The sequence below is a fragment of the Streptomyces sp. NPDC004561 genome, from assembly GCF_053602155.1.
Genome location: NZ_JBSGDB010000111.1, coordinates 1 through 21,401, shown reverse-complemented (window position 1 = coordinate 21,401; position 21,401 = coordinate 1). Strand labels below are relative to the sequence as shown.

Sequence of the window (21,401 nt, the reverse complement as noted above, 5' to 3'; positions counted from 1 at the left end):
GGCGGGCCGGCGGGCGCACGGCGGTGGTGCTGGAGCAGGTGTCGTCCGCGGGCGGGGCGGAGTCGGGCGCGCCCGGTCGCGGGGTGGGCGGCGTACCACCGCTCGCCTCGCTGTTCTCCCGGCGGCTGCGCTGGTCGCTGGCCGGTCTGGTGGGCTGTGTGGTCGCGCTCGCCGTCGCGCTGTGGGCGGTGACCCCGCGGATCCATCCGCTGCGGGCCTTCTACCTCACCCTGCTCGACATGTTCGCGATCGACGACCCGGCCCTCGGGGCCCCGCTCGGCCGCCAGCTGCTCCAACTGCTGTCCGGGCTGGTGGGGTTGCTGCTGCTGCCGGTTCTGCTGGCCGCCGTCCTGGAGGCGCTGGGCACCTTCCGCACCGCCTCCACGCTGCGCAAGCCGCCGCGGGGCCTGGGCGGGCATGTGGTGCTGCTCGGGCTCGGCAAGATCGGCACCCGGGTGCTGACCCGGCTGCGGGAGCTGAACGTCCCCGTCGTGTGCGTCGAGTCCGACCCCGAGGCGCGGGGCCTCGCGACCGCGCGGCGGCTGCGGGTGCCGGTGGTGCTCGGGGACGTCACCCAGGAAGGGGTCCTGGAGTCCGCCAAGATCCACCGGGCGCAGGCGCTGCTCGCGGTGACCAGCGCCGACACCACCAACCTGGAGGCCGTGCTGTACGCGCGGACCGTACGGCGCGATCTGCGGGTGGTCCTGCGGCTGTACGACGACGACTTCGCCACCGCCGTGTACCGCACCCTGCGTGCCGCGTACCCGCAGGCGCTGACCCGCAGCCGGAGCGTCACGCATCTGGCCGCGCCCGCGTTCGCCGGTGCGATGCTCGGGCGGCAGGTGCTGGGGGCGATCCCGGTGGAGCGCAGGGTGCTGCTGTTCGCGGCCGTCGACGTGGCCGGGCATCCGCAGCTGGAGGGGCGGACCGTGCGGGAGGCGTTCCGGGCCGGGTCCTGGCGCGTGCTGGCGCTGGAGGGCCGGACCGACACGCCTCCCGGTCATGTGCTGGAGAAGGGCGACCGGGTGGTGGTCGCCACGACTCGCCGGGGGCTCGCGGAGCTGCGCTGAGCCGGTCGCTCAGGAGGCGCCGAGGTGCCTCGCCGCGAACTCCGTCTCCAGTCTCACCTGCTTGATCCGCTCGTCCACCACCAGCGAACCGTGGCCCGCGTCGTACCGGTACACCTCGTGGACCGCGCCGCGAGCCTCCAGGCGCTTGACGTAGTTGTCGATCTGACGGATGGGGCAGCGCGGGTCGTTGACGCCCGCCGAGATGTAGACCGGTGTCGTGACGCGGTCGACGTAGGTGAGCGGCGAGGACGCCTCGAAGCGGTCCGGGACCTCCTCCGGGGTGCCGCCCAGCAGGGTGCGGTCCATGGCCTTCAGGGCCTCCATCTCGTCGTGGTACGCGGTGACGTAGTCCGCGACCGGGACGATCGCGATGCCCACCGTCCACGCGTCGGGCTGGGTGCCGAGGCCGAGCAGGGTGAGGTAGCCGCCCCAGGAGGCGCCGGTGAGGATCAGGCGGCCGGGGTCGGCGAGGCCGGAGGAGACCGCCCAGTCGCGCACGGCGGCGACGTCCTCCAGCTCGATCAGGCCGACCCGGTGCTTGAGGGCGTCGGTCCATGCGCGGCCGTAGCCCGTGGAGCCGCGGTAGTTGACGCGGATCACCGCGTAGCCCTGGTCGACCCAGGCGGCCGGGCCCGCGGCGAAGGAGTCGCTGTCGTGCCAGGTGGGGCCGCCGTGCAGGTCGAAGACGGTCGGCAGGGGGCCGCTCGCGCCCGCCGGCTTCTGGACCAGGGCGTGGATGCGGCCGCCGGGGCCCTCCACCCACACGTCCTCCACCGCGACCGACGGCGGGCAGGCCATGCCCGGGGGGTCGAGGACGACGCCGCCCTCGGTCGACCGCACCGCCGGGGGCTCGGCGGCCGACGACCACAGGTACTCCACGCTGCCGTCGGGACGGGCCGTCGCGCCGGAGACCGAGCCGGGCGGGGTGGGGATGCGGGTCAGCTCGCCGCCCGCCAGGTCGTAGCGGAACAGCTCGCTGCGGGCCTCGAAGCTGTGCGCGATCAGCAAGGCGGAGCCGTCCGGGTACCACTCGGCGCTGACGTCCCCTGGGAGGTCGAGGGCGAGGTCGGTCTCCTGGCCGGTGGCCACGTCCCACACCAGCGGCTCCCAGCGGCCCCGGCGCTGGTGGCCGATGAGGAGGCGCCGGTCGGCGTCGACCGGGGCGAAGCCCAGCACCTCCAGGCCCAGCTCCTCGGTGCCGCCCTTGGTGTCGTCCAGCTCGGCGACCGTCGTGCCGTCCGGGCGCATCACGCGCAGTGCCGCGTGCATGGCGTCGCCGTGCTCGGTGTGCTCGATGGCGATCAGGGAGCCGTCGTGGGAGAGGTCGCCGACGCCCGCCGACTCGCGGTGCCGGTAGATCTCGACCGGGACCGCGCCCTCGCGCGCGAGATGGATCGTGGTGCCGTCCTCGTCGGTGGAGCGGCCGACGACCGCCGTGCGGCCGTCGCGGGCCAGGGCGAGTCCGGCCGGGTAGGAGGGGTCGAGGCCCGGGACGGCCGGCTCGTCCGGTCCGCCCGCGAAGGGCTGGCGGCGCCAGACGCCGAACTCGTCGCCGTCCTTGTCGTCGAACCACCAGATCCAGGCGCCGTCCGGGGAGAGCACGCCGTCCGTCGTGCCGTTCGGCCGGTGCGTCGCCTGCCGCTGCGCGCCCGTCGCGCGGTCCCAGGCGTACAGCTCGTACGTGCCCGTCGCGTTCGACACGAACAGGGAGCGGTCCGGCGCGTCCTCGGCCCAGTCGGGCAGGGAGACCCGCGGCGCCCGGAAGCGCTTCTCCCAGTCGGGCGTCTCCGGCGTGTGCTGCGTGTGCGACGTGTCGCTCTCACTCATGGCCCCAGTCATGCGCCCATACTGCCTGGCCGCGGCGACAATTGGGTGGCGGGTGTGCGCAGCCTGTGGACAACTTTCCGACCGTGCCCGCACCGGCCCCGCCGGCGTCCGTCCCGGCGTCCCGCCGATCCACTCGCCGCGGGCCGTCCAAGTGCCCGACCCAAGGGCGGGGCGGCGGTGCGGGCGCCGTACCGTGGGGGGCGTGTACCGGTTTCTGCTGACTCCGCGCTGGTGGGGCATCAACGTCTTCGTGCTCCTCGCCATCCCGTTCTGCGTCTTCATGGGGTCCTGGCAGCTGAGCCGGTTCGAGGGCCGGGTGCACGACAGCCGCGCCGCGACCCGGCAGGCCGCCTCCGACCAGCGGGAGAGCGCTCGGCCGCTGGACTCGATGCTGCCCGTCGACAAGGCCACCTCGGGGCGCAAGGTCACCGCGCGCGGCCACTACGGCCCGCAGCTGCTGGTGCCCGGCCGGCAGCTGGACGACAAGAGCGGCTTCTACGTGCTGACCCTGCTGCGCACCGGCTCCGGCAGGGCGCTGCCCGTGGTGCGGGGCTGGCTGCCGGGCACGGCGGACGCGGCGAAGGCGCCGGCCCCGCCCACCGGCGAGGTCACCGTCACCGGCGCGCTGCAGGCGTCCGAGACGCCCGGGGACAACGGGGTCGGCGCGCAGAGCGGGCTGCCGGCCGGGCAGACGGCGGCGATCAGCTCGGCCTCGCTCGTCAACCTGGTGCCGGACCGGCTGTACGACGCGTGGGTGACGCTGGACCGCGCCGACTCGGGGATGAAGGCCGTGCCCGCGACCGCGCCGGAGGGCACCGGCCTCGATCTGAAGGCGTTCCAGAACCTCGGCTACACCGGCGAGTGGTTCGTCTTCGCCGGCTTCGTGGTGTTCATGTGGTTCCGGCTGCTGCGGCGGGAGGCGGAAGCGGTGCGGGACGCCGCGCTGGGGCTCGTACCGGAGCAGGAGCCCCCGGTCACCGTGGCGGGCGGCTGACCCCGCGGGCTACGCCCCCGTCAGCACCCCGGTGTAGTACACGGTTCCCGCGCACTCGCCCGGCACCACCGCCGACACCGTCGGCGAGGCGGTCGGGGCGGTGTGGGTGACCAGCACGCTGCCGTCGGCCGTGCCGCCCTCGGAGGCCAGCTGGGCCGTGGTGCCGGCCGTCCCGCCGGTGTCGGTCGTGCCGCCGGTGGCGCCGGCGTCCTGGCTGGGGGACGGGTCGGGCGTCGGTCCGCCGCCCTCCGAGCCGGCGGTCGTGCCGCCGCCCGTGGTGGGACAGGTCTCGGAGGGCACGAAGGCGAACTTCTCCAGGTAGGCCGAGCCCGGCTGGAGGACGAGTCCGGAGACCTCCAGGGACGGGTCGGGCAGACCGGTGGCCGCGTCCCCTGACACGTGCCGGGTGAGGACGATCTTTGCCTGGTCCGCGGCGCCCTGCGCGGTCGCGCCGACGGTGCCCGGACCGCCGACGGTGCAGGCGGTGGAGGAGACGTTCATGACGCGGAAGCTGCCGTAGACCACGCCCGCGGAGTCCGGTGCGCCGGCGCTGCCGCTGGCGGAGCCCAGCTGGGCCGCCGTGCACAGCGGGACGCCCGCGGCCAGGGTGGCGGACGGGTCGGCCCCGTTGGCGGAGCCGGTGCCGCCGCCGGTGCCGTGGCCCTTCGCGTCGTTCTTCCCTGGCTGCCTGCCGGGCCTGACGCTGCTGCTGTCGCCGCCCTTGCCGCCGCCCGGACCGGTGTCCTTGTCCTTGCCCTGGCCGGTGCCGCCCTGGGCCTGCGAGGACTGGCCGGCCATGGCGGTGTTGGGGTCGGTGCCGCCGGAGTCCGAGACGTGGACGAGGGCGGGGATGGCCGTGCCGATGAACAGGGCCGCGGCGGCCATGCCGACGGCGGCCTGCCGCTTGCGGGCCCGCCGGGCGGGCACGGCCCGGCGCAGATGGTCCAGCGTGCCGGTGCGCGGCTCCATGTCGTCGACCGCGGAGCGCAGCATCCGGCGCAGGTCCAGCTCGTCCGAGCCGAGCCCGTCGAGGCCCGGGTCGAGCCCCCCGGTGCCCTTTTCGTCGGGGCCGTGGTTCACAGTTCCGTTCCCAGCGTGCGATGACATGTGGTCTTGCTCGTACTGCTTCGTCGGTTCGGGTGGTCTCTCATGCCGGCGCCTCCATGGCCACCCGCAGCGCGGCGATGCCCCGTGAGCCGTAGGCCTTCACCGAGCCCAGCGAGATGCCGAGCGTCTCGGCGACCTGGGCCTCGGTCATGTCGGCGAAGTAGCGCAGCACGAGCACCTCGCGCTGGCGGCGCTGCAGTCCCTTCATCGCCTTGATGAGGTCACGGCGCTCCAGCTGGTCGTAGGCGCCCTCCTCCGCGCTCGCCATGTCCGGCATCGGCTTGGAGAGCAGCTTCAGGCCGAGGATGCGCCGGCGCAGCGTGGAGCGGGAGAGGTTGACGACCGTCTGCCTGAGGTAGGCGAGGGTCTTCTCGGGGTCGCGGACGCGCTTGCGGGCCGAGTGGACGCGGATGAAGGCCTCCTGGACGACGTCCTCGCAGGAGGCGGTGTCGTCGAGGAGGAGGGCGGCGAGACCGAGCAGCGAGCGGTAGTGCGCCCGGTAGGTCTCGGTGAGGTGGTCGACGGTGGTCCCGGCGACCGCGGTGGCCTCGGCCGCCGCGGTCTCGTCGGAGCCGTCACGCTGACTGGGTATGCGGGCGGGCCGCGCTGCGGGCATGGGCGCGATCACCGGCATGCCGCCGGGCGTGCGGGGCCGGAGCGCCGCACGCGGCGGCCGAAGGGCCGCGGTGCCGCGGGCCGCAGTGAGTTCGAGTACCTCTGCCACGCCAGTTGGACACGTCTGCCCCCGCCAGGGTTGTACGTGCCGGGCGTCACATGTGCGACAGCCGGTGGTGCCCCAAGTGCCGTCATGCGTCCCGCTCTTCCCCTATGTCCGATATAGACGGGCGCCAAGACGCCCGGCCGATCACGGCGCCCCCACGCCCCGAAGAGTGACCGCAAAGACGCTCCCCGCCCTCCGCGCGGTTGCGGAGGGCGGGGAGGAAAATCCTCTGTTGCCCGAGGGAACGATTCAAGTGGTTTGGACCATGCTCCCGGCCACACTTCTTACCCTGATCCTACAAAGTGGTCACCTGTGGCTCTCGGGCCCGGTCGATTCCCGCGCCACCAGCTCCGCGATCTGAGCGGTGTTCAGCGCGGCTCCCTTGCGCAGATTGTCGCCGCACACGAACAGCTCCAGCGCGGTCGGGTCGTCCAGCGCCCGCCGCACCCGGCCCACCCAGGAGGGGTCGGTGCCCACGACGTCGGCCGGGGTGGGGTACTCGCCGGCGGCCGGGTCGTCGCACAGCACCACGCCGGGCGCGGTGGCGAGGATCTCGCGGGCGCCGTCGACCGTGACCTCGCCCTGGAAGCGGGCGTGGACGGTCAGCGAGTGCGTGGTGATCACCGGCACCCGCACACAGGTCACCGCGACCGGCAGCTGCGGCAGCCCGAGGATCTTGCGGGTCTCGTCGCGGACCTTCATCTCCTCCGACGACCAGCCGTCCTGCACCAGCGACCCGGCCCACGGGACGACGTTCAGCGCGACCGGCTCCGGGAACGGCCCGGTGCTGTCCCCGACGGCCCGCCGTACGTCCCCGGGGGCGGTCCCCAGCTCGGTCCCGGCGACCAGCGACAGCTGGGCCCTGAGCGTCTCCACACCGGCCTGCCCGGCCCCGCTCACCGCCTGGTACGACGACGCCACCAGCTCGCGCAGCCCGAACTCGGCGTGCAGCGCGCCCAGGGCGACGATCATGGTCAGGGTGGTGCAGTTGGGGTTCGCGATGATCCCGCGCGGGCGGTTGCGCACCGCGTGGGCGTTGACCTCGGGCACCACGAGGGGCACGTCCGGGTCCATCCGGAAGGCTCCGGAGTTGTCGACGACCACGGCGCCGTGGGCGGCGGCGACCGGCGCCCACTCGGCGGCGACCGCGTCCGGGACGTCGAACATGGCGATGTCGACCCCGGCGAAGGCGTCCTCCGTCAGGGCCACGACCTCGACCTCCTCCCCGCGCACGGCGAGCTTGCGGCCGACCGAGCGGGGGGAGGCGATCAGACGGATCTCGCCCCAGACGTCCGCGCGCTGGGACAGGATCTGGAGTATGACCGCGCCGACGGCTCCGGTCGCTCCCACGACCGCGAGCGTCGGCTTCGTGGTCATCGGCCGGTGCCTCCGTAGACCACGGCCTCGTCCGTGTCGGAGTCGAGTCCGAAGGCCGTGTGGACGGCGCGGACGGCCTCCGGCACGTCGTCCTTGCGGGTGACGACCGAGATGCGGATCTCGGAGGTGGAGATCAGCTCGATGTTCACGCCCGCGTCGGACAGCGCCTCGAAGAAGGAGGCGGTGACGCCCGGGTTGGTCTTCATGCCGGCGCCGACCAGCGAGATCTTGCCGATTTGGTCGTCGTAGCGCAGCGAGTCGAAGCCGATGCCGGAGCGGCCCTTCTCCAGCGCGTCGATCGCCTTGCGGCCCTCGGTCTTCGGCAGCGTGAAGGAGATGTCCGTCAGGCCCGTGGAGGCGGCGGACACGTTCTGCACGACCATGTCGATGTTGATCTCGGCGTCGGCGATGGCCCGGAAGATCGCGGCGGCCTCACCCGGCTTGTCCGGCACGCCGACGACCGTGATCTTGGCCTCGGAGGTGTCGTGCGCGACACCGGAGATGATGGCCTGCTCCACCTGCTTGTCCCCAATCGGCTCACTGCTGACCCATGTGCCCTGCAGTCCGCTGAAGCTGGACCGGACATGGATCGGGATGTTGTAGCGGCGGGCGTACTCCACGCAGCGGTGGAGCAGCACCTTGGAGCCGGAGGCCGCGAGCTCCAGCATGTCCTCGAAGGAGATCCAGTCGATCTTCTTCGCCTTCTTCACCACGCGCGGGTCGGCGGTGAACACGCCGTCGACGTCGGTGTAGATCTCGCAGACCTCGGCGTCGAGGGCGGCGGCGAGGGCGACGGCCGTCGTGTCGGACCCACCGCGGCCGAGCGTGGTGATGTCCTTCTTGTCGGCGCTGACGCCCTGGAAACCGGCGACGATCGCGATGTTGCCCCGGTCGAGCGACTCCCGGATCCGGCCCGGTGTGACGTCGATGATCCGGGCCTTGTTGTGGACCGAGTCGGTGATGACGCCTGCCTGGCTGCCGGTGAAGGACTGGGCCTCGTGGCCCAGGTTTTTGATCGCCATGGCCAGCAGGGCCATGGAGATCCGCTCTCCGGCGGTCAGCAGCATGTCGAATTCCCGCCCGGCAGGCATCGGAGAGACCTGCTCGGCGAGATCGATCAACTCGTCCGTCGTGTCGCCCATCGCGGAAACGACGACGACAACCTGGTTGCCGTTCTTCTTCGCTTCCACGATCCGCTTGGCGACGCGCTTGATGCCCTCGGCATCGGCTACGGAGGAGCCTCCGTACTTCTGCACGACAAGGCCCACGTGCGCTCCTCGCTCGGTTCGTTTGTGTCGGCTCAGTCTATCGAGCGTCCGAATTCCACCATCGCGCTCCCGCATGGTGAGACGTCGGCCGCTCGCTTCCGGAAGGGCTCTTGCCCAGCGCGGGGGCGACCACGCGGAAAGTGCCCCGGGTCACAGAAACCCCGGTTGAATCACCAGGGAAACGTTCCGATGGCCAGGGGGGCCTGTCCATGACCGACACACTGCTCGCGGCGATCGTCCTGCTCGGCGCGGGCGTCCAGTGGCTGACCGGGATGGGCTTCGCCCTGGTCTCCGTGCCGGCGCTGGTGCTGCTGCTCGGCCCCGCCGACGGGGTGGTGCTCGCCAACTGCGCGGCCGGGGCGATCAGCGTCGTGGGGCTGGCGGGCGGCTGGCGGCGGGTACGGCCGGCGGCGATGGTGCCGCTGTGCCTGGCCGCGGCCTGCACGGTGCCGGCGGGCGCCTGGCTGACCCGCCATCTCCCGCACCCCGTACTGCTGTTGCTGATGGGCGTCCTGGTGACGGCGGCCGTCCTGCTCGTCATGCGCGGCGCCGAGGTGCCGGCCCTGCGCGGCGGCCGGGGCGCGGTGACGGCCGGCGCGCTGGGCGGCTTCATGAACGCGGCGGCGGGCGTGGGCGGTCCGCCGGTGTCCCTCTACGCCCTCAACGCGGGCTGGACGGTACGGGAGTTCGTGCCCAACGCCCAGTTCTACGGCGTGGTCGTCAACGCGTTCTCCGTCGCGGCGAACGGGCTGCCCCGCCTGGCCCCGCCCCAGTGGGCCCTGGCCGCCGCGGCGATGGCCGCGGGCGCCCTCGCCGGACACACGATCGCCGCCCGCATCCCCGAGCACCGGGCCCGGTACCTGGTCCTCCTGCTGTCCCTGGCGGGCGGCGCCACGGCGATGACCAAGGGCCTGTGGGGCCTGTGGCCCGCCTGACCCGCGCGCCGCCCACGGGTCACCGCCGCGCCCGCACCGGGCGGCACGCGCCGGCGCCCCCGCGCGACCCGCCTGCTACTTGCCCTGCTGGATTCCCAGGGGTCCGCCGATCTCCTCCGCCATGACCCGGCCCGCCTCGAACTCCAGGGTCTCGTCGCCCATGGCGGGCTGGTCGGTGTCGAGGCCGTCGAGCTCCTCGAGGGGCTGGTTGAGGCGGACGTGGATGAGGACCGACTGGAGGGCGCGCAGGACGGCGGAGGCCGTGGGTCCCCAGTTGGAGAAGTAGGAGAACTGCCACCACCACAGGGCCTCCGTGGTGCGGCCCGCACGGTAGTGGGCCATGCCGTGGCGCAGGTCGGTGATGACGTCGGCGAGGTCGTCGGAGAGACGGGCCGGCACCGGGGCCCGGCGGGGCTCGTAGGGGTCGAAGACCTCGGAGTAGACGTCGACGGGGTCCAGCAGCCGCGCGAAGTTCTCGCGAATCCCGTCCACGTCCGGCTCGGGGCCCGGATCGGGCTCGTAGCGCTCCTCCGGAACGATGTCCTCGTGGGCGCCCAGACGGCCGCCTGCCAGCAGGAGCTGGGAGACCTCCAGGAGCAGGAAGGGGACCGCCGATTCGGGTTCGTCGCCCTTCGCCACCTCTGTGACGGCCACCAGGAAGCTCTCCACCTGGTCCGCGATCTGGACCACGAAGTCGTCCGGGTTCTGCGTCGTGTCGTGCAGCGTGGCGTCAGACATCTAGGAGTCGTCTCCCCTCGAAGGCGCGGCCGAGGGTGACCTCGTCCGCGTATTCCAGGTCGCCACCCACCGGGAGGCCGCTGGCCAGGCGGGTGACCTTCAGGCCCATGGGCTTGATCATGCGGGCGAGGTACGTGGCCGTCGCCTCGCCTTCGAGATTCGGATCGGTGGCCAGGATCAGCTCCGTGACCGTCCCGTCGGCCAACCGCGCGAGAAGTTCTCGTATACGCAGGTCGTCGGGTCCCACACCCTCGATCGGGCTGATGGCGCCGCCGAGCACGTGGTAGCGGCCGCGGAACTCACGGGTGCGCTCGATCGCGACGACGTCCTTCGGCTCCTCCACCACACAGATGACCGACGGGTCGCGGCGCGGATCGCGGCAGATGTTGCACAGCTCCTCCTGTGCCACGTTGCCGCAGGTCGCGCAGAAGCGGACCCTCGCCTTCACCTCCAGGAGCGCCTGCGCGAGCCGCTTCACGTCCGTCGGCTCGGCCTGCAGGATGTGGAAGGCGATCCGCTGCGCGCTCTTGGGACCGACGCCGGGCAGCCGCCCCAGCTCGTCGATGAGGTCCTGGACCACGCCTTCGTACAACGGACTGCCCTTCCTGGAGACCTTTCGGTACGTACGCTAGTTGGCCCGGACTCAGAACGGCAGACCGGGGATGCCGGTGCCGCCGCCCAGGCCCTGGGCCAGCGGGCCGAGCTTCTGCTGCTGGAGCGCCTGCGCGTTCTCGTTGGCCGCCTGCACGGCCGCCACGATCAGGTCGGCGAGGGTCTCGGTGTCCTCCGGGTCCACCGCCTTGGGGTCGATCCGCAGGCCGCGCAGCTCACCGGCGCCGGTCACGGTGGCCTGCACCAGGCCACCGCCCGCCTGCCCGTCGACCTCCGTGTTCGCCAGTTCCTCCTGCGCCCGTTGCAGGTCCTGCTGCATCTTCTGGGCCTGCTGGAGCAACTGCTGCATGTTGGGCTGGCCACCACCGGGGATCACGATCAGCTCCTCTACGTTCTTCTCCTTGGGCACGAGCCTACGTGGTCTGCGCGACCATCACACCGCCACTCTTTCGAGTGAGAAAGATGGCAGTCCTATACCTGATCAAGGCCCTCTTCCGGGCGGAAAAGAGGGGAAAGCTACGTCCGGGCCACCCATTGGGCGGTAGGAAGGGTGCCGCGCGTCGGCATGGAATGTCACGCAACGCGACCGTTCGTGATCAGTTGGGAGTGCCGGGTGGGTCAGCCGGAGATGCAGCCCGAGGGTCCGCCTCAGGACGGGCGGGGCGAGGGTGCGGCCGGACTGCGGCCGGGCGATCTGACCGGGCGGTCCTTCCCGCTCGGGGACTGGGGGGAGCCCGCCGAGCGGCTGGACGAGCTGTACCGGTGGGTGGAGCACGGGGCGCTGCGGACGGCGGACTGGTATCTGCGGGACCGGGTGTGGAAGCGGCGCGGGGCCCGGGTGCTGCGGTCCGGCGCGGCGGCGGGCGCGGTGGCCGGGGCGGCGCTGCCGCTCTTGGACCTGACCGGGGTGGCCCGCGGGGTGGCGCCCTGGGGGAGCCTGGCGCTGCTGCTCGCGGTCGCCTGCGTCGGCGTCGACCGCTTCTTCGGGGTGACGTCCGGATGGATGCGGGACGTGGCCACCGCGCAGGCGGTGCAGCGGCGGCTGCAGGCGTTGCAGTTCGACTGGGCCGCGGAGAGCGTCCGGGAGGTGCTGGGACCGGCGGACGGCACCGCGAGCGAGGCCGCCGAGCGGTGCCTGGGCGTGCTGCGTCGGTTCTCGGAGGACGTGACGGAGCTGGTGCGCACCGAGACCACCGACTGGATGGTGGAGTTCCGCACCGGCTCGGCCCCGCTCGGCATCCAGGCGGCGGTGGCGTACGTGCCGCGGCAGGAGGCGGGTGGCGCGGGCGGCCGCTTCCCGCTGCCGCCGGCGAACGGGACGCGCCCGAACATGCCGCGGCAGCGGCCGCCGGAGCCCCGGTAGCCCACCGGGCGGCTACGCGCAGAGCCTCATCCCCTCCGGGGTCCAGCACGGCACGTGCCCGTGGGTGCGGATGACGTCCTGTCCGTTGCCCCGCGCCAGATAGGTCAGGAAGCTGGAGACCAGGGAGTCCGCGGGGGGCCGGCCGTAGGTGTAGGCGTACTCGATCTCGCGGTAGGGGTAGCGGCTGTGCCCGTGCTCGATCGCGTCCACCGAGGGCGCGTCCCCGTCGAGGCCCAGCACGCGCAGCCCCTTCGCGCCGGTGGCCAGGTTCAGCTCGCTGTAGCCGATCGCGCCGGGCAGCTGGGCGACCTCCGCCAGCACCTGGGCGGTGGAGTCGAGTTCGCAGCGGGTCACCGGCGCCGACGGATAGTCCTTGTGGACGCAGTCGACGGAGGAGTTCGCCGTCTCGCCCCGCCCCAGCACCCGCCGCTGGAAGACCTGCCGGGTCCCGGAGTTGGCGTCCCGGCTGACCAGGTGGACGGGCAGCGGACGCCCGCCCAGCCGCGCCCAGTCGGTGATCCTTCCCTGGTACAACCGGCGCACGTCCGCCGTGGACAGGTTCCGCACGCCCACGTCGTCGTTGACGACGAGCGCGAACACGGACAGGGCGACCCGGTTCTCGCGCAGACTGGGCATGCCGCCGGGCTTGGGCCCGTCCGAGAGGGCGACGACCGGCGGTGACCCCTTCTCCTTCCAGGCGGCGCCGTCGGCGGCCAGCTCCCGTATGCCCGCCGTGGATCCGTGCGCGTCCACCGTGACGGCGGCCCCCTCGCAGTCCTCCTCGTACTTCTTCGCCACCTCCCGCATGACCGGCTCGAACGCCGTCGACCCGGTCACCGTCAGCCGTCCCTTCGCGCAGCCGATCGGCGGCGGGCTGCCGTCGCGGGCGACGACGATCGCGGCCAACGTCACCACGCACACGGTGAGCATGATGGTGATGGACCGGGAGGCCCGGCTGAACAGGGGCGGCTTGTCGTCCGGGGTGGCACTGCGGTTGGGGTGGACCTCGCCCTCCCGGATCCCGCCGATCAGCCGGATCTCGCGGCCCACGTCGCCGCCCGAGAGCAGTACCAGCAGCTTGAAGTGGTCGCCCTTGTTGAGCGGGACGCGCGGGACATGGAGGGTGTTGCCCGCGTAGCCGAAGCCGCGCTCGGCGGTGAAGTGGTCCATCAGATGGTCGGTGTCGCTCGGCTGGGTCACCGAGACCCCGCGGATGGTCCGGTCGGTGAACACCGCCGTCAGGCCGTGCCGTTCGGGGCCCGTGTAGTCGTCGTGGTCGATGCCCTGCGAGCCGTCGTTCTCGACGCGCAGCAGGACGAGCGTGGCGTCCGACATGCCCGGCACCTCGTCGAAGAGCCCCAGGCGCCGGTTGGCCCGCCCCGACCGCACGTCGTCACCGACCGGGTTGTCCATCTGCACGCGGTAGCCGATCCGCTTGCGCCGCGGCACCCGGCGCTCGTACCCGACCATGCCCGCGGACGCGGCGATGCCCAGCAGCGCCGTACCGACGGCGACGACGTTCTCCGCGCTCAGCCACGACATGTGGGTGCCCCCGCCACTCCCCGGAGCCGGATGGTGGAGTCACGGTACGCGCCGGAAAGGGGGCGAACGGGACCCGTCCGCGGAAGTTCGCCGGACGTTCAACCAGCCCACGGGACACGGGAGTCGGCCGCTGTCCCCCGGTCACTGCTTGCTGTAGGTCAGGCTCTCCCCGCCGCCCTGCTGCGTCCGCTTCAGCCGGCCGCCCGACAGCAGTGTGATCTCGGTGGCCTCGCCCGGGGTGCAGGAGGAGGCGGGGGCACCGCTGGTGACGGTGGACGGGCCGATCTCCAGCGGCCCGCCGGCGCCGGGCGCCCGGGTGAGCGTGGCCGCGAAGACGCAGTGGTACCTCCCGCCGTCGTCGGTGGGGCCGTCCGCGACCAGGGTCAGCACGCTGTCCCCCACCCGCCCCTGGCGGATGGTCAGTTGACGGCTGCCGGTGCCGGTCCCGCCGGTGCTGTCGATGGTCGTCCACCAGGTCCCCAGGTACGCGTCCGGGACCGCCCCGTCCGAGGAGGCGGAGGAGGACGGCGCGGACGTGGCCGGGGTGGGGGTGGGCGCCGTGGAACTCTCGGGCGGCGCGGAGGTGGCGGTGGGCGCGGGGCCGGCCGTGCCGTGGCCCTTGTCGCCGCCGCCCCGGTTCATCAGCGCGTACACGGAGCCGCCCGCACCCAGCGCGACGACCAGCGCGATCACGACGAGCAGCGCGGTCGACCGGCCGTTGCGCCGCTCGGGCTCCGGCGGCACCGCGGCCGGCGGTGGCCCGTAGGGCGGGGTGGAGCCGAGCCCGCCGGCGCCGTATGGGCCGCCGCCGTAGCCCTGGTACGACTGCGGCGGGTACCCGTAGGCCGCGGAGGGCTGGGGGTGCTGCTGGGCCTGCTGCTGCGGATACCCGTACGACCCCTGCACCGCCCCGAACCCCGGGGGCGGCGCAGGCACCCCGGGCGGCGGGGTCCGCCCCGCCACGACGGTCGGCTGGTACCCGGCCGCGGGACTCCCGTCCGCCGCGCCCGTCTCGTCGGTCCCCGTGCTCCCGTCGGACACGGCGGCGTGCTCGGGGGACCCCGCGCCCGCACCCGCCGCTTCCGTCCCGTCGGGGCCCCTCGCGTCCGAGGGCGCACCGGCGCCGGAAGACGCCTCCGGGTCCTCCACCTCCAGCAGGCCCACCGCGTGCCGGCCCAGCTGGGCGACCAGGGAACCCGGCAGCCAGGGATCACGGGACCGGCCCCCGGACACCGTGTCCTCCGCGCCGGTCCGCTCCAGCACCGAGTCCAGCGACGGCCGGGCCCCGGGGTCCTTGCGCAGGCAGTCCCGCACCAGGTCGGCGATCCCCTCCGGCACCCCCTCCAGGTCCGGCTCCTCCTGCGCGATCCGGAACATCAGCGCGTGCACCCCGCTGTTGGTGCTGCCGAACGGCAGCCTCCCGGTCGCCGCGTACGCCAGCACCGACCCGAGGCAGAACACGTCGCACGCCGGTGTGATCCGGTCGCCCCGCACCTGCTCGGGCGCCATGAACCCGGGCGAGCCGACCAGCGACCCGGTCCGGGTCAGCCCCTCCCCGCCGACCGAGGTCGTCTCCAGCGCCCGGGCGATCCCGAAGTCGATCACGCGCGGGCCGTCGATGGTCACCAGCACGTTCGACGGCTTCAGGTCCCGGTGCACGATCCCGGCCGCGTGGATGTCCTTCAGCGCGTGGGCGAGCCCGGCCGCGAGGATCCGTACGGACCGCTCGGGCAGGGCGCCGTGGTCATGGCCCACGACCTGCTGGAGGCTCGGCCCGGCCACGTACCCCGTGGCCACCCACGGCACCGCGGCCTCGGTGTCGGCGTCCAGCACGGGCGCGGTCCAGTACCCGCCGACCCGCCGCGCGGCCTGCACCTCCTGCCGGAACCGCTCCCGGAACTCCTCCTGCTCGGCGAGCTCCTCGCGGACCAGTTTCACGGCGACGGTACGGCCGCGGTCCGACCTGGCCAGGTACACGTGCCCCATGCCGCCCGCGCCGAGCCGCGCCAGCAGCCGATAGCCCCCGATGCGCTGCGGATCCCCCGGTCCCAGCTTCTCCATGGCCGCCCCGCCTTCCCCCCATACGTGTGCAACGGACCGAGAATAGTGTGGTCGTACAAGGTGCCGGGCGGGCCCGCCTCTACGGTTCCGTAACAGGCTCACGGGGGCTCCCGGGCGGTCTGCCGCCGCGGCCTGTCGACAACCTGTCGCAAAAACGCCCCGACCACGGAACAGGACGCCGATACCCCGTCCGCATCCCGGACATTTACGCTCGCCCGCATGACCCCTCAGCCCAACCCCGGAGCCGGCGCCGCAGTGAAGGCCGCGGACCGTGCGCACGTCTTCCACTCCTGGTCCGCCCAGGACCTCATCGACCCCCTCGCCGTCGCCGGCGCCGAGGGGTCGTACTTCTGGGACTACGACGGCACGCGGTACCTGGACTTCTCCAGCGGGCTCGTCTTCACCAACATCGGCTACCAGCACCCCAAGGTCGTCGCGGCCATCCAGGAGCAGGCGGCGACGATGACGACGTTCGCGCCCGCGTTCGCCGTAGAGGCCCGCTCGGAGGCGGCCCGGCTGATCGCCGAGCGCACCCCCGGCGACCTGGACAAGATCTTCTTCACCAACGGCGGCGCCGACGCCGTCGAGCACGCGGTGCGCATGGCCCGGCTGCACACGGGCCGCCCGAAGGTGCTCTCGGCCTACCGCTCGTACCACGGCGGCACCCAGCAGGCCGTGAACATCACCGGCGACCCGCGCCGCTGGGCCAGCGACAGCGGTGCCGCCGGCGTCGTCCACTTCTGGGCGCCGTTCCTGTACCGCTCCCGCTTCTACGCCGAGACGGAGGAGCAGGAGACCGCGCGGGCCCTGGAGCACCTGGAGACGACGATCGCCTTCGAGGGCCCGGGCACCATCGCCGCGATCATCCTGGAGACCATCCCCGGCACGGCCGGGATCATGATCCCGCCGCCCGGCTATCTGGCCGGGGTGCGCGAGCTGTGCGACAAGTACGGGATCGTCTTCGTCCTGGACGAGGTCATGGCCGGCTTCGGCCGGACCGGCGAGTGGTTCGCGGCCGGGCTGTTCGACGTCACCCCCGACCTGATGACCTTCGCCAAGGGCGTGAACTCCGGCTATGTGCCGCTCGGCGGCGTGGCCATATCGCAGCGGATCGCGGAGACCTTCGGCAAGCGCCCCTACCCCGGTGGCCTCACCTACTCGGGGCACCCGCTGGCCTGCGCCGCCGCCGTCGCCACGATCAACGTGATGGCGGAGGAGGGCGTGGTCGAGAACGCCCGGCTGCTCGGCGAGACGGTGCTCGCACCGGGCCTCGCGGAGCTCGCCGAGCGGCACCCGAGCGTCGGCGAGGTCCGCGGTGTCGGCATGTTCTGGGCGCTGGAGCTGGTCAGGGACCGGGAGACCCGCGAGCCGCTGGTGCCGTACAACGCGGCGGGCGAGGCGAACGCCCCGATGGCCGCGTTCGCCGGCGCCGCCAAGAAGCACGGCCTGTGGCCCTTCGTGAACATGAACCGCACCCACGTCGTCCCGCCGTGCAACGCGTCCGAGGCCGAGCTGAAGGAGGGTCTGGCCGCGCTCGACGCCGCGCTGAGCGTCGCCGACGAGTACACGGTGTGACACCGTGTGGCAGCCGGCCCGGGCATCACGGACTGTGACCGGACCAAGGCTGCCGCCTGGCCGATCCGAACGCGTAAGGTGACGTGCTCGTAAGACATAGCGAGTACGTACGAGTACGTCACCCGTACGCGTGAGGAGAGGCCCGGACCATGCCCGCGAACGGCGCCGTGACGCGCAGCACCCTGCGCCAGCAGATCGCGGACGCGCTCCGTGACGAGGTGCTGGCGGGGCGGCTGCGGCCGGGCCGGGCGTTCACCGTCAAGGAGATCGCCGAGCAGTACGGCGTCTCGGCCACCCCCGTCCGCGAGGCGCTGGTCGACCTGTCCGCGCAGGGCATCCTCGAGGCCGACCAGCACCGCGGCTTCCGGGTGCCCGAGTACTCCCTCAGCGACTACCGGAACATGATCGAGGCGCGCAGCCTGGTCACCGACGGCATGTTCCAGGCCCTCGCCACCGGCCACCCCGCCTTCCAGTCACCGCCGGACGACCCCCGCACCGCGGCGGTGCTCGCGACCGTGCGGCGCCGCGGCGAGGAGGCGCAGCGCGCCGCCGCGGCAGGCGACCTCACCATCCTGATCGGCTACGACCTGCGCTTCTGGCGCGAGCTGAGCGTCCTGTTCGGCAACCCCTATCTCGCCGACTTCCTGCACCGGCTGCGCGTCCAGTCCTGGGTGTGCGCGGTGCAGCACCTGCTCCGCCTCCCCGATCTGCGCGGCCGCCTCTGGGCCGGGCACACGGACCTGGTCGACGCCCTGGCCCGCCGCGAGGCCGAGACCGCCCGCCGCGTCGTCGCCGCCGCCAACGCCCATTCCCTGGCACTGCTGGAAGGACTGGCCGGTAGCTGAGCGGACGAGAGGGTATGGGACCTGCACCGCACCGACTACCCTTCCCTGACCACCTGCCGCTGTGCGTGAACGCGCGCGCCGATGCGAGGAGCCCTCTTTGGCCTGTGACCTGTGGCTGGTACCGCTCGTCGACGTGTTGTGCCACACCCCGGACAACCCGTTCGCCGATGAACTCGCGCACTACAACGACGCGCTGGCCGCGGCCGGGCTCCCACCGGTGCCGGTGTACCAGTACATGCCGGGCCTGTCCGGCGAGGTCGCACCGGTCGCCGGTTTCGACTACGACGCCCTGCACTTCCTGCGCCGGGCCTATCTGCTCCAGGTCTGCGGGCTGCCGGTGACCCCGGTGGACGAGCTGGGCGGCGACTACGAGCAGCTGCTGGAGATGTTCGAGTCCACGGCCCAGCAGTCGCACCTGGTCTGGCACTACGACCACGCGGGGGCGTACGTCCCGGTCGACTTCCCCGACCCGCTGTCCAATGACGAACTCCTGGCGGGCGGTGGCCCGTTGGGGTCCTCCCAGTCGCTGCTGCGGGAACTGCAGTACGTCGCCCCGACCATCGGCATCGACCAGGCCAACCCCCCGGCGGCCCCGGCCCCGCCGGCGGCCCCCACGGAGCTGGAGGAGCCGGCCGTCCCCGCTCCCTACGACCCCAGCCCCTTCGCCCGCGAACGGCACGTGTGGCTGGGCCTGCACGCGGCGGCGACGCGCTCGCTGGCCCAGGGCTCGATGATCGTCTTCAGCTGAGAGCGGCGCGCGGCCCCAGGGGGCACCGCACGGACGACGAGGGCCCCCGGGACGAACCCGGCGGCCCTCGCGTGCGACGCCGTAGCGTCAGCCGACCTGCGGCAGCGGCCGGCCCAACTGCGCGAACAGCCCGAGCCGGTCGCTCACCGCGTGGATCTCGGCGATGACCGCCTCGAAGAAACCCAGGAGGACTGTCTTCTTGGCGTCGTCGGCCGCGCTGCTCACAACCCCCTGCGGCCCAGGCCCCGATGATCAGAAGACCGGGGTCCCGTTCTGCGTCAGCTTCCAGTTGGTGACGGCGAAGTCGGCCGGGTCGAGGGTCTTCTTCGTCGTCACGTAGTCGATCATCAGCTGACGGATCTCGTTGGTCGAGCTGTAGGCGATGTCCGCCGCGGCGATGTGCGGGTAACCCGAACCGCCGTTCGCCCGGTAGTTGTTGACCGCCACCACGAAGACCTGGCCGTCGGCCACGGGCGCGCCGTTGTAGCTCAGGTTCTTGATCCGGGAGCCCTCCGGCTGCGCGATGTCGATCTCGTAGTCGACGCCCGCCGCCGTGTCGTACATGTAGTCCCAGAAGCTGTTGGCGTTGGTGAGGGTGGAGGTGTCCACCTTCGTGCCCGCGGGTACCTGGTGGTAGTACTTCGCCGCGTACTCCAGGTAGTCCTTCAGCTGGGCACCCGTCAGCTTCTTGCCGTAGAGGGTGTTGTCGTAGATGTAGAGGCCGGCGATGTCCTTGATGGTGACGTTGCCCTGGGGGATGTCGGCCGTGCGGCTGAACGGCGCGGCCACGGAGATCAGCGGGAGCGCCGCGTCCGCCGTCGACAGGCCCGACTTCACCGTGTCCATCTGGACCTTGTGGATGAAGTCCATGATCGGCACGTCCTGCCAGCAGGAGTCCGCCGCCGAGAGGTCCGCCGTGCAGGTGCCGACGGCCGTGTTCACGTACTTCACGACCAGCTCGTGGTCGGCCTCCAGGAGCTTCTTGATCTCCGGGTCCTCGTCCACCGTGTTGGGGTTGAGGGTCTGCGCCTTCTTGCTCGTCACCTTCCACTGCCCGTGGTGGAGTTCGAGCTCGAAGTCGAAGACGCTCAGGCGGTAGCCCCAGCAGTACGGCTCGGAGAGCAGGACGTCCTCGCCGGTCTGCTCGTTCTTCACGGTGTACGACGGGACCTCGACGTGGGTGTGGCCCACCAGGATCGCGTCGATGCCGGGCACCTGCTCCGCGACCAGGTTCGACGCGTTCTCCACGTACGGGAGTTCGTCGCCGTAGGAGGAGGAGCCGTCCAGGCCGGAGTGGTCGGTCAGGAACACCACGTCACAGCCCAGCGCGCGCAGCCGCGGCACGTACTTCTTGGCCTGCTCGACCAGGCCCGGGAAGACCATCCTGCCGCTGACGTTGTCCTTGTCCCACAGCGCGATGCCAGGGTTGGTGAGGCCGAGGATGCCGACCTTGATGTCGGGGGCGCCGGGGACGCGGATGCGCTTCACCGTGTACGGGTGGAAGGCGGGGCGCAGGGTCTTGGCGTCCAGCGCGTTCGCGCCGAGCAGCGGGAAGTGGCACTGGCTCTCGAACCTGCGCAGCACGTCGATGCCGTAGTTGAACTCGTGGTTGCCGAGGGCGGCGGCGTCGTAGCGCATGTGGTTCATGGCGACGGCCATCGGGTGCTTGGGGCCGGGCTTGCCGTCCGTGCCGGTGATCGGCTCGACGCGGGCGAAGTAGTAGGCCAGGGAGGTGCCCTGGATGATGTCGCCGGCGTCGACGAGGAGGACGTGGTGCTCGCCCTTGGCCTCGCGCTGCTGCTTGATGAGGGTGGCGACCCGCGCCACGCCCACCGAGTTGCCCGCCTTGTCGCTGTAGGCGGCGTCCTTGTAGTAGTCCCAGTCGAAGACGTGGCTGTGCAGGTCGGTGGTCCCGAGGATGGAGAACGACCAGGTGCGCGGCGCCTTGTGGGGCCGGTGGGCGTCGTCCGCGGCTTCGGCGGTGCCGCTGCCGACCGTTCCCGCGGCGGCTACGGCGGCACCCGTGACCGCCGACTTCTTCACGAACTCCCGGCGGTTCATGGGACTGAGAGGCATTCAGGGCTCCTGGAAGGACTGGAGTGCAAGGGCGATGCGACGGTGCCGTGCGGAGGCTACCCGCGTAGATGGTTCTCGTCCATGCATCTGCCAGGAACCAGGGAATGACCATGTCCGGGTCAAGGATGGGCCAACGGGGAGGAGTTGGTGGACAACGGGTGAACGCAGGCTACGCACACGCGGATTCAGGGCGGGACGGCGTCACACGCGGCCGATGAGCCTGATCTCCGGCGGCCACAGCACCCCGCTCGCCACCAGCAGGGAAGGCCCGAGATGGATCGGGCACACCCGCAGCGGCGGCCTGTTGTGCCGGATCACCTCGAAGACGGCCGGGTCGGAGCAGTCCGTGCCGTCGGCCCGGCCGCCCTCACCGCCGTACGGTCCCCGGCACAGTGCGTTCCGGTGGACGCTCATACGTCCATTGTCCACCGGGCCCGGCACGACGGGGCGCCCGCCGATCGCGCCCCGAGGCGGATCGGCGGGCCCTCCCACCAGCTGTATAGAAGAACCTTTTTTAAACGAAAGTATAATTAGGAAGAACG

General features: G+C 72.3%; 20 protein-coding genes. 7 read left to right on the top strand and 13 right to left on the bottom strand.

Annotated elements, in window-relative coordinates; all coding sequences use genetic code 11:
* Positions 1–1,070, top strand: a 1,070-nt coding sequence (locus ACWEN3_RS17095) for a potassium channel family protein (protein WP_452971163.1), incomplete at its 5' end; no start/stop codon positions are given.
* A gap of 9 nt (positions 1,071–1,079) precedes the next feature.
* On the opposite strand, the gene ACWEN3_RS17090 is transcribed toward ACWEN3_RS17095, so the two are convergent.
* Positions 1,080–2,897 carry a S9 family peptidase gene (locus ACWEN3_RS17090; protein ID WP_452971161.1) on the bottom strand — a complete coding sequence of 606 codons (1,818 nt, stop codon included), beginning with the start codon at positions 2,895–2,897 and terminating at the stop codon, positions 1,080–1,082.
* Between the two features lie 202 nt (positions 2,898–3,099).
* Between ACWEN3_RS17090 and ACWEN3_RS17085 the strand changes: the two genes are divergently transcribed.
* Positions 3,100–3,891, top strand: coding sequence for an SURF1 family protein (locus ACWEN3_RS17085; protein ID WP_452971158.1), 792 nt, complete (start codon positions 3,100–3,102; stop codon positions 3,889–3,891).
* Positions 3,892–3,900: 9 nt separating this feature from the next.
* Here the strand turns inward: ACWEN3_RS17085 and ACWEN3_RS17080 are convergent, their stop codons facing one another.
* From ACWEN3_RS17080 to ACWEN3_RS17065, 4 genes are all read right to left on the bottom strand, one after another.
* Positions 3,901–4,971: a hypothetical protein gene (locus tag ACWEN3_RS17080; protein ID WP_452971156.1), complete on the bottom strand. Its 1,071-nt coding sequence runs from the start codon at positions 4,969–4,971 to the stop codon at positions 3,901–3,903.
* Between the two features lie 67 nt (positions 4,972–5,038).
* A complete protein-coding gene (locus ACWEN3_RS17075; protein WP_452971153.1) occupies positions 5,039–5,722 on the bottom strand; it encodes a SigE family RNA polymerase sigma factor in 684 nt (227 codons plus the stop codon).
* A gap of 303 nt (positions 5,723–6,025) precedes the next feature.
* Complete coding sequence (locus ACWEN3_RS17070) at positions 6,026–7,096, bottom strand: aspartate-semialdehyde dehydrogenase (protein WP_452971150.1); 1,071 nt, start codon at positions 7,094–7,096, stop codon at positions 6,026–6,028.
* Positions 7,093–8,364, bottom strand: a complete 1,272-nt coding sequence (locus tag ACWEN3_RS17065; protein WP_452971147.1) for an aspartate kinase — start codon at positions 8,362–8,364, stop codon at positions 7,093–7,095. Before ACWEN3_RS17065 ends, ACWEN3_RS17070 begins: the two co-directional genes overlap by 4 nt.
* 209 nt (positions 8,365–8,573) lie before the next feature.
* Between ACWEN3_RS17065 and ACWEN3_RS17060 the strand changes: the two genes are divergently transcribed.
* Entirely contained in the window at positions 8,574–9,299 is a 726-nt protein-coding gene (locus ACWEN3_RS17060; RefSeq protein ID WP_452971144.1) for a TSUP family transporter, read from the top strand.
* 75 nt (positions 9,300–9,374) lie between these two features.
* On the opposite strand, the gene ACWEN3_RS17055 is transcribed toward ACWEN3_RS17060, so the two are convergent.
* The 3 genes from ACWEN3_RS17055 to ACWEN3_RS17045 are packed head-to-tail and all read right to left on the bottom strand — an operon-like array spanning position 9,375 to position 11,025.
* Positions 9,375–10,037, bottom strand: a complete 663-nt coding sequence (locus ACWEN3_RS17055) for a DUF5063 domain-containing protein (RefSeq protein ID WP_452971141.1) — start codon at positions 10,035–10,037, stop codon at positions 9,375–9,377.
* On the bottom strand, positions 10,030–10,629 hold the full coding sequence (gene recR, locus ACWEN3_RS17050; RefSeq protein ID WP_452971139.1) for a recombination mediator RecR: 600 nt from the start codon (positions 10,627–10,629) through the stop codon (positions 10,030–10,032). The genes ACWEN3_RS17055 and recR overlap by 8 nt, the downstream gene beginning before the upstream one ends.
* 51 nt (positions 10,630–10,680) lie before the next feature.
* Positions 10,681–11,025 (bottom strand): YbaB/EbfC family nucleoid-associated protein, encoded by a 345-nt coding sequence (locus ACWEN3_RS17045; RefSeq protein WP_452971166.1) that lies wholly within the window; start codon positions 11,023–11,025, stop codon positions 10,681–10,683.
* 237 nt (positions 11,026–11,262) lie between these two features.
* Between ACWEN3_RS17045 and ACWEN3_RS17040 the strand changes: the two genes are divergently transcribed.
* On the top strand, positions 11,263–12,012 hold the full coding sequence (locus ACWEN3_RS17040) for an SLATT domain-containing protein (protein ID WP_452971136.1): 750 nt from the start codon (positions 11,263–11,265) through the stop codon (positions 12,010–12,012).
* Between the two features lie 12 nt (positions 12,013–12,024).
* On the opposite strand, the gene ACWEN3_RS17035 is transcribed toward ACWEN3_RS17040, so the two are convergent.
* Both ACWEN3_RS17035 and ACWEN3_RS17030 read right to left on the bottom strand, forming a co-directional pair.
* On the bottom strand, positions 12,025–13,554 hold the full coding sequence (locus tag ACWEN3_RS17035) for a substrate-binding domain-containing protein (RefSeq protein ID WP_452971133.1): 1,530 nt from the start codon (positions 13,552–13,554) through the stop codon (positions 12,025–12,027).
* A gap of 141 nt (positions 13,555–13,695) precedes the next feature.
* On the bottom strand, positions 13,696–15,615 hold the full coding sequence (locus ACWEN3_RS17030) for a serine/threonine-protein kinase (RefSeq protein ID WP_452971130.1): 1,920 nt from the start codon (positions 15,613–15,615) through the stop codon (positions 13,696–13,698).
* Positions 15,616–15,834: 219 nt separating this feature from the next.
* On the opposite strand from ACWEN3_RS17030, the gene ACWEN3_RS17025 reads away from it, so the two are divergent.
* From ACWEN3_RS17025 to ACWEN3_RS17015, 3 genes are all read left to right on the top strand, one after another.
* Positions 15,835–17,190 (top strand): aminotransferase class III-fold pyridoxal phosphate-dependent enzyme, encoded by a 1,356-nt coding sequence (locus tag ACWEN3_RS17025; RefSeq protein WP_452971127.1) that lies wholly within the window; start codon positions 15,835–15,837, stop codon positions 17,188–17,190.
* Between the two features lie 149 nt (positions 17,191–17,339).
* Positions 17,340–18,035, top strand: coding sequence for a GntR family transcriptional regulator (locus ACWEN3_RS17020; protein WP_452971124.1), 696 nt, complete (start codon positions 17,340–17,342; stop codon positions 18,033–18,035).
* Between the two features lie 97 nt (positions 18,036–18,132).
* Positions 18,133–18,783, top strand: a complete 651-nt coding sequence (locus ACWEN3_RS17015; protein ID WP_452971121.1) for a hypothetical protein — start codon at positions 18,133–18,135, stop codon at positions 18,781–18,783.
* A gap of 87 nt (positions 18,784–18,870) precedes the next feature.
* Here ACWEN3_RS17015 and ACWEN3_RS17010 read toward each other — a convergent pair whose 3' ends face one another.
* The 3 genes from ACWEN3_RS17010 to ACWEN3_RS17000 form a co-directional block, all read right to left on the bottom strand.
* Positions 18,871–19,008 carry a hypothetical protein gene (locus ACWEN3_RS17010; protein ID WP_452971118.1) on the bottom strand — a complete coding sequence of 46 codons (138 nt, stop codon included), beginning with the start codon at positions 19,006–19,008 and terminating at the stop codon, positions 18,871–18,873.
* Between the two features lie 27 nt (positions 19,009–19,035).
* Positions 19,036–20,859 carry a bifunctional metallophosphatase/5'-nucleotidase gene (locus tag ACWEN3_RS17005; protein ID WP_452971115.1) on the bottom strand — a complete coding sequence of 608 codons (1,824 nt, stop codon included), beginning with the start codon at positions 20,857–20,859 and terminating at the stop codon, positions 19,036–19,038.
* A gap of 201 nt (positions 20,860–21,060) precedes the next feature.
* Entirely contained in the window at positions 21,061–21,273 is a 213-nt protein-coding gene (locus tag ACWEN3_RS17000) for a hypothetical protein (protein ID WP_452971112.1), read from the bottom strand.
* Between the last annotated feature and the right edge of the window lie 128 nt (positions 21,274–21,401).

What these genes read in the sequence shown, in the direction of transcription:
- ACWEN3_RS17000 (WP_452971112.1), bottom strand. Translation starts at nt 21,273, where the DNA reads ATGAGCGTCCACCGGAACGCACTGTGCCGGGGACCGTACGGCGGTGAG.
- ACWEN3_RS17060 (WP_452971144.1), top strand. Translation starts at nt 8,574, where the DNA reads ATGACCGACACACTGCTCGCGGCGATCGTCCTGCTCGGCGCGGGCGTC.
- ACWEN3_RS17090 (WP_452971161.1), bottom strand. Translation starts at nt 2,897, where the DNA reads ATGAGTGAGAGCGACACGTCGCACACGCAGCACACGCCGGAGACGCCC.
- ACWEN3_RS17005 (WP_452971115.1), bottom strand. Translation starts at nt 20,859, where the DNA reads ATGCCTCTCAGTCCCATGAACCGCCGGGAGTTCGTGAAGAAGTCGGCG.
- ACWEN3_RS17055 (WP_452971141.1), bottom strand. Translation starts at nt 10,037, where the DNA reads ATGTCTGACGCCACGCTGCACGACACGACGCAGAACCCGGACGACTTC.
- ACWEN3_RS17070 (WP_452971150.1), bottom strand. Translation starts at nt 7,096, where the DNA reads ATGACCACGAAGCCGACGCTCGCGGTCGTGGGAGCGACCGGAGCCGTC.
- ACWEN3_RS17020 (WP_452971124.1), top strand. Translation starts at nt 17,340, where the DNA reads ATGCCCGCGAACGGCGCCGTGACGCGCAGCACCCTGCGCCAGCAGATC.
- ACWEN3_RS17030 (WP_452971130.1), bottom strand. Translation starts at nt 15,615, where the DNA reads ATGGAGAAGCTGGGACCGGGGGATCCGCAGCGCATCGGGGGCTATCGG.
- ACWEN3_RS17035 (WP_452971133.1), bottom strand. Translation starts at nt 13,554, where the DNA reads ATGTCGTGGCTGAGCGCGGAGAACGTCGTCGCCGTCGGTACGGCGCTG.
- ACWEN3_RS17025 (WP_452971127.1), top strand. Translation starts at nt 15,835, where the DNA reads ATGACCCCTCAGCCCAACCCCGGAGCCGGCGCCGCAGTGAAGGCCGCG.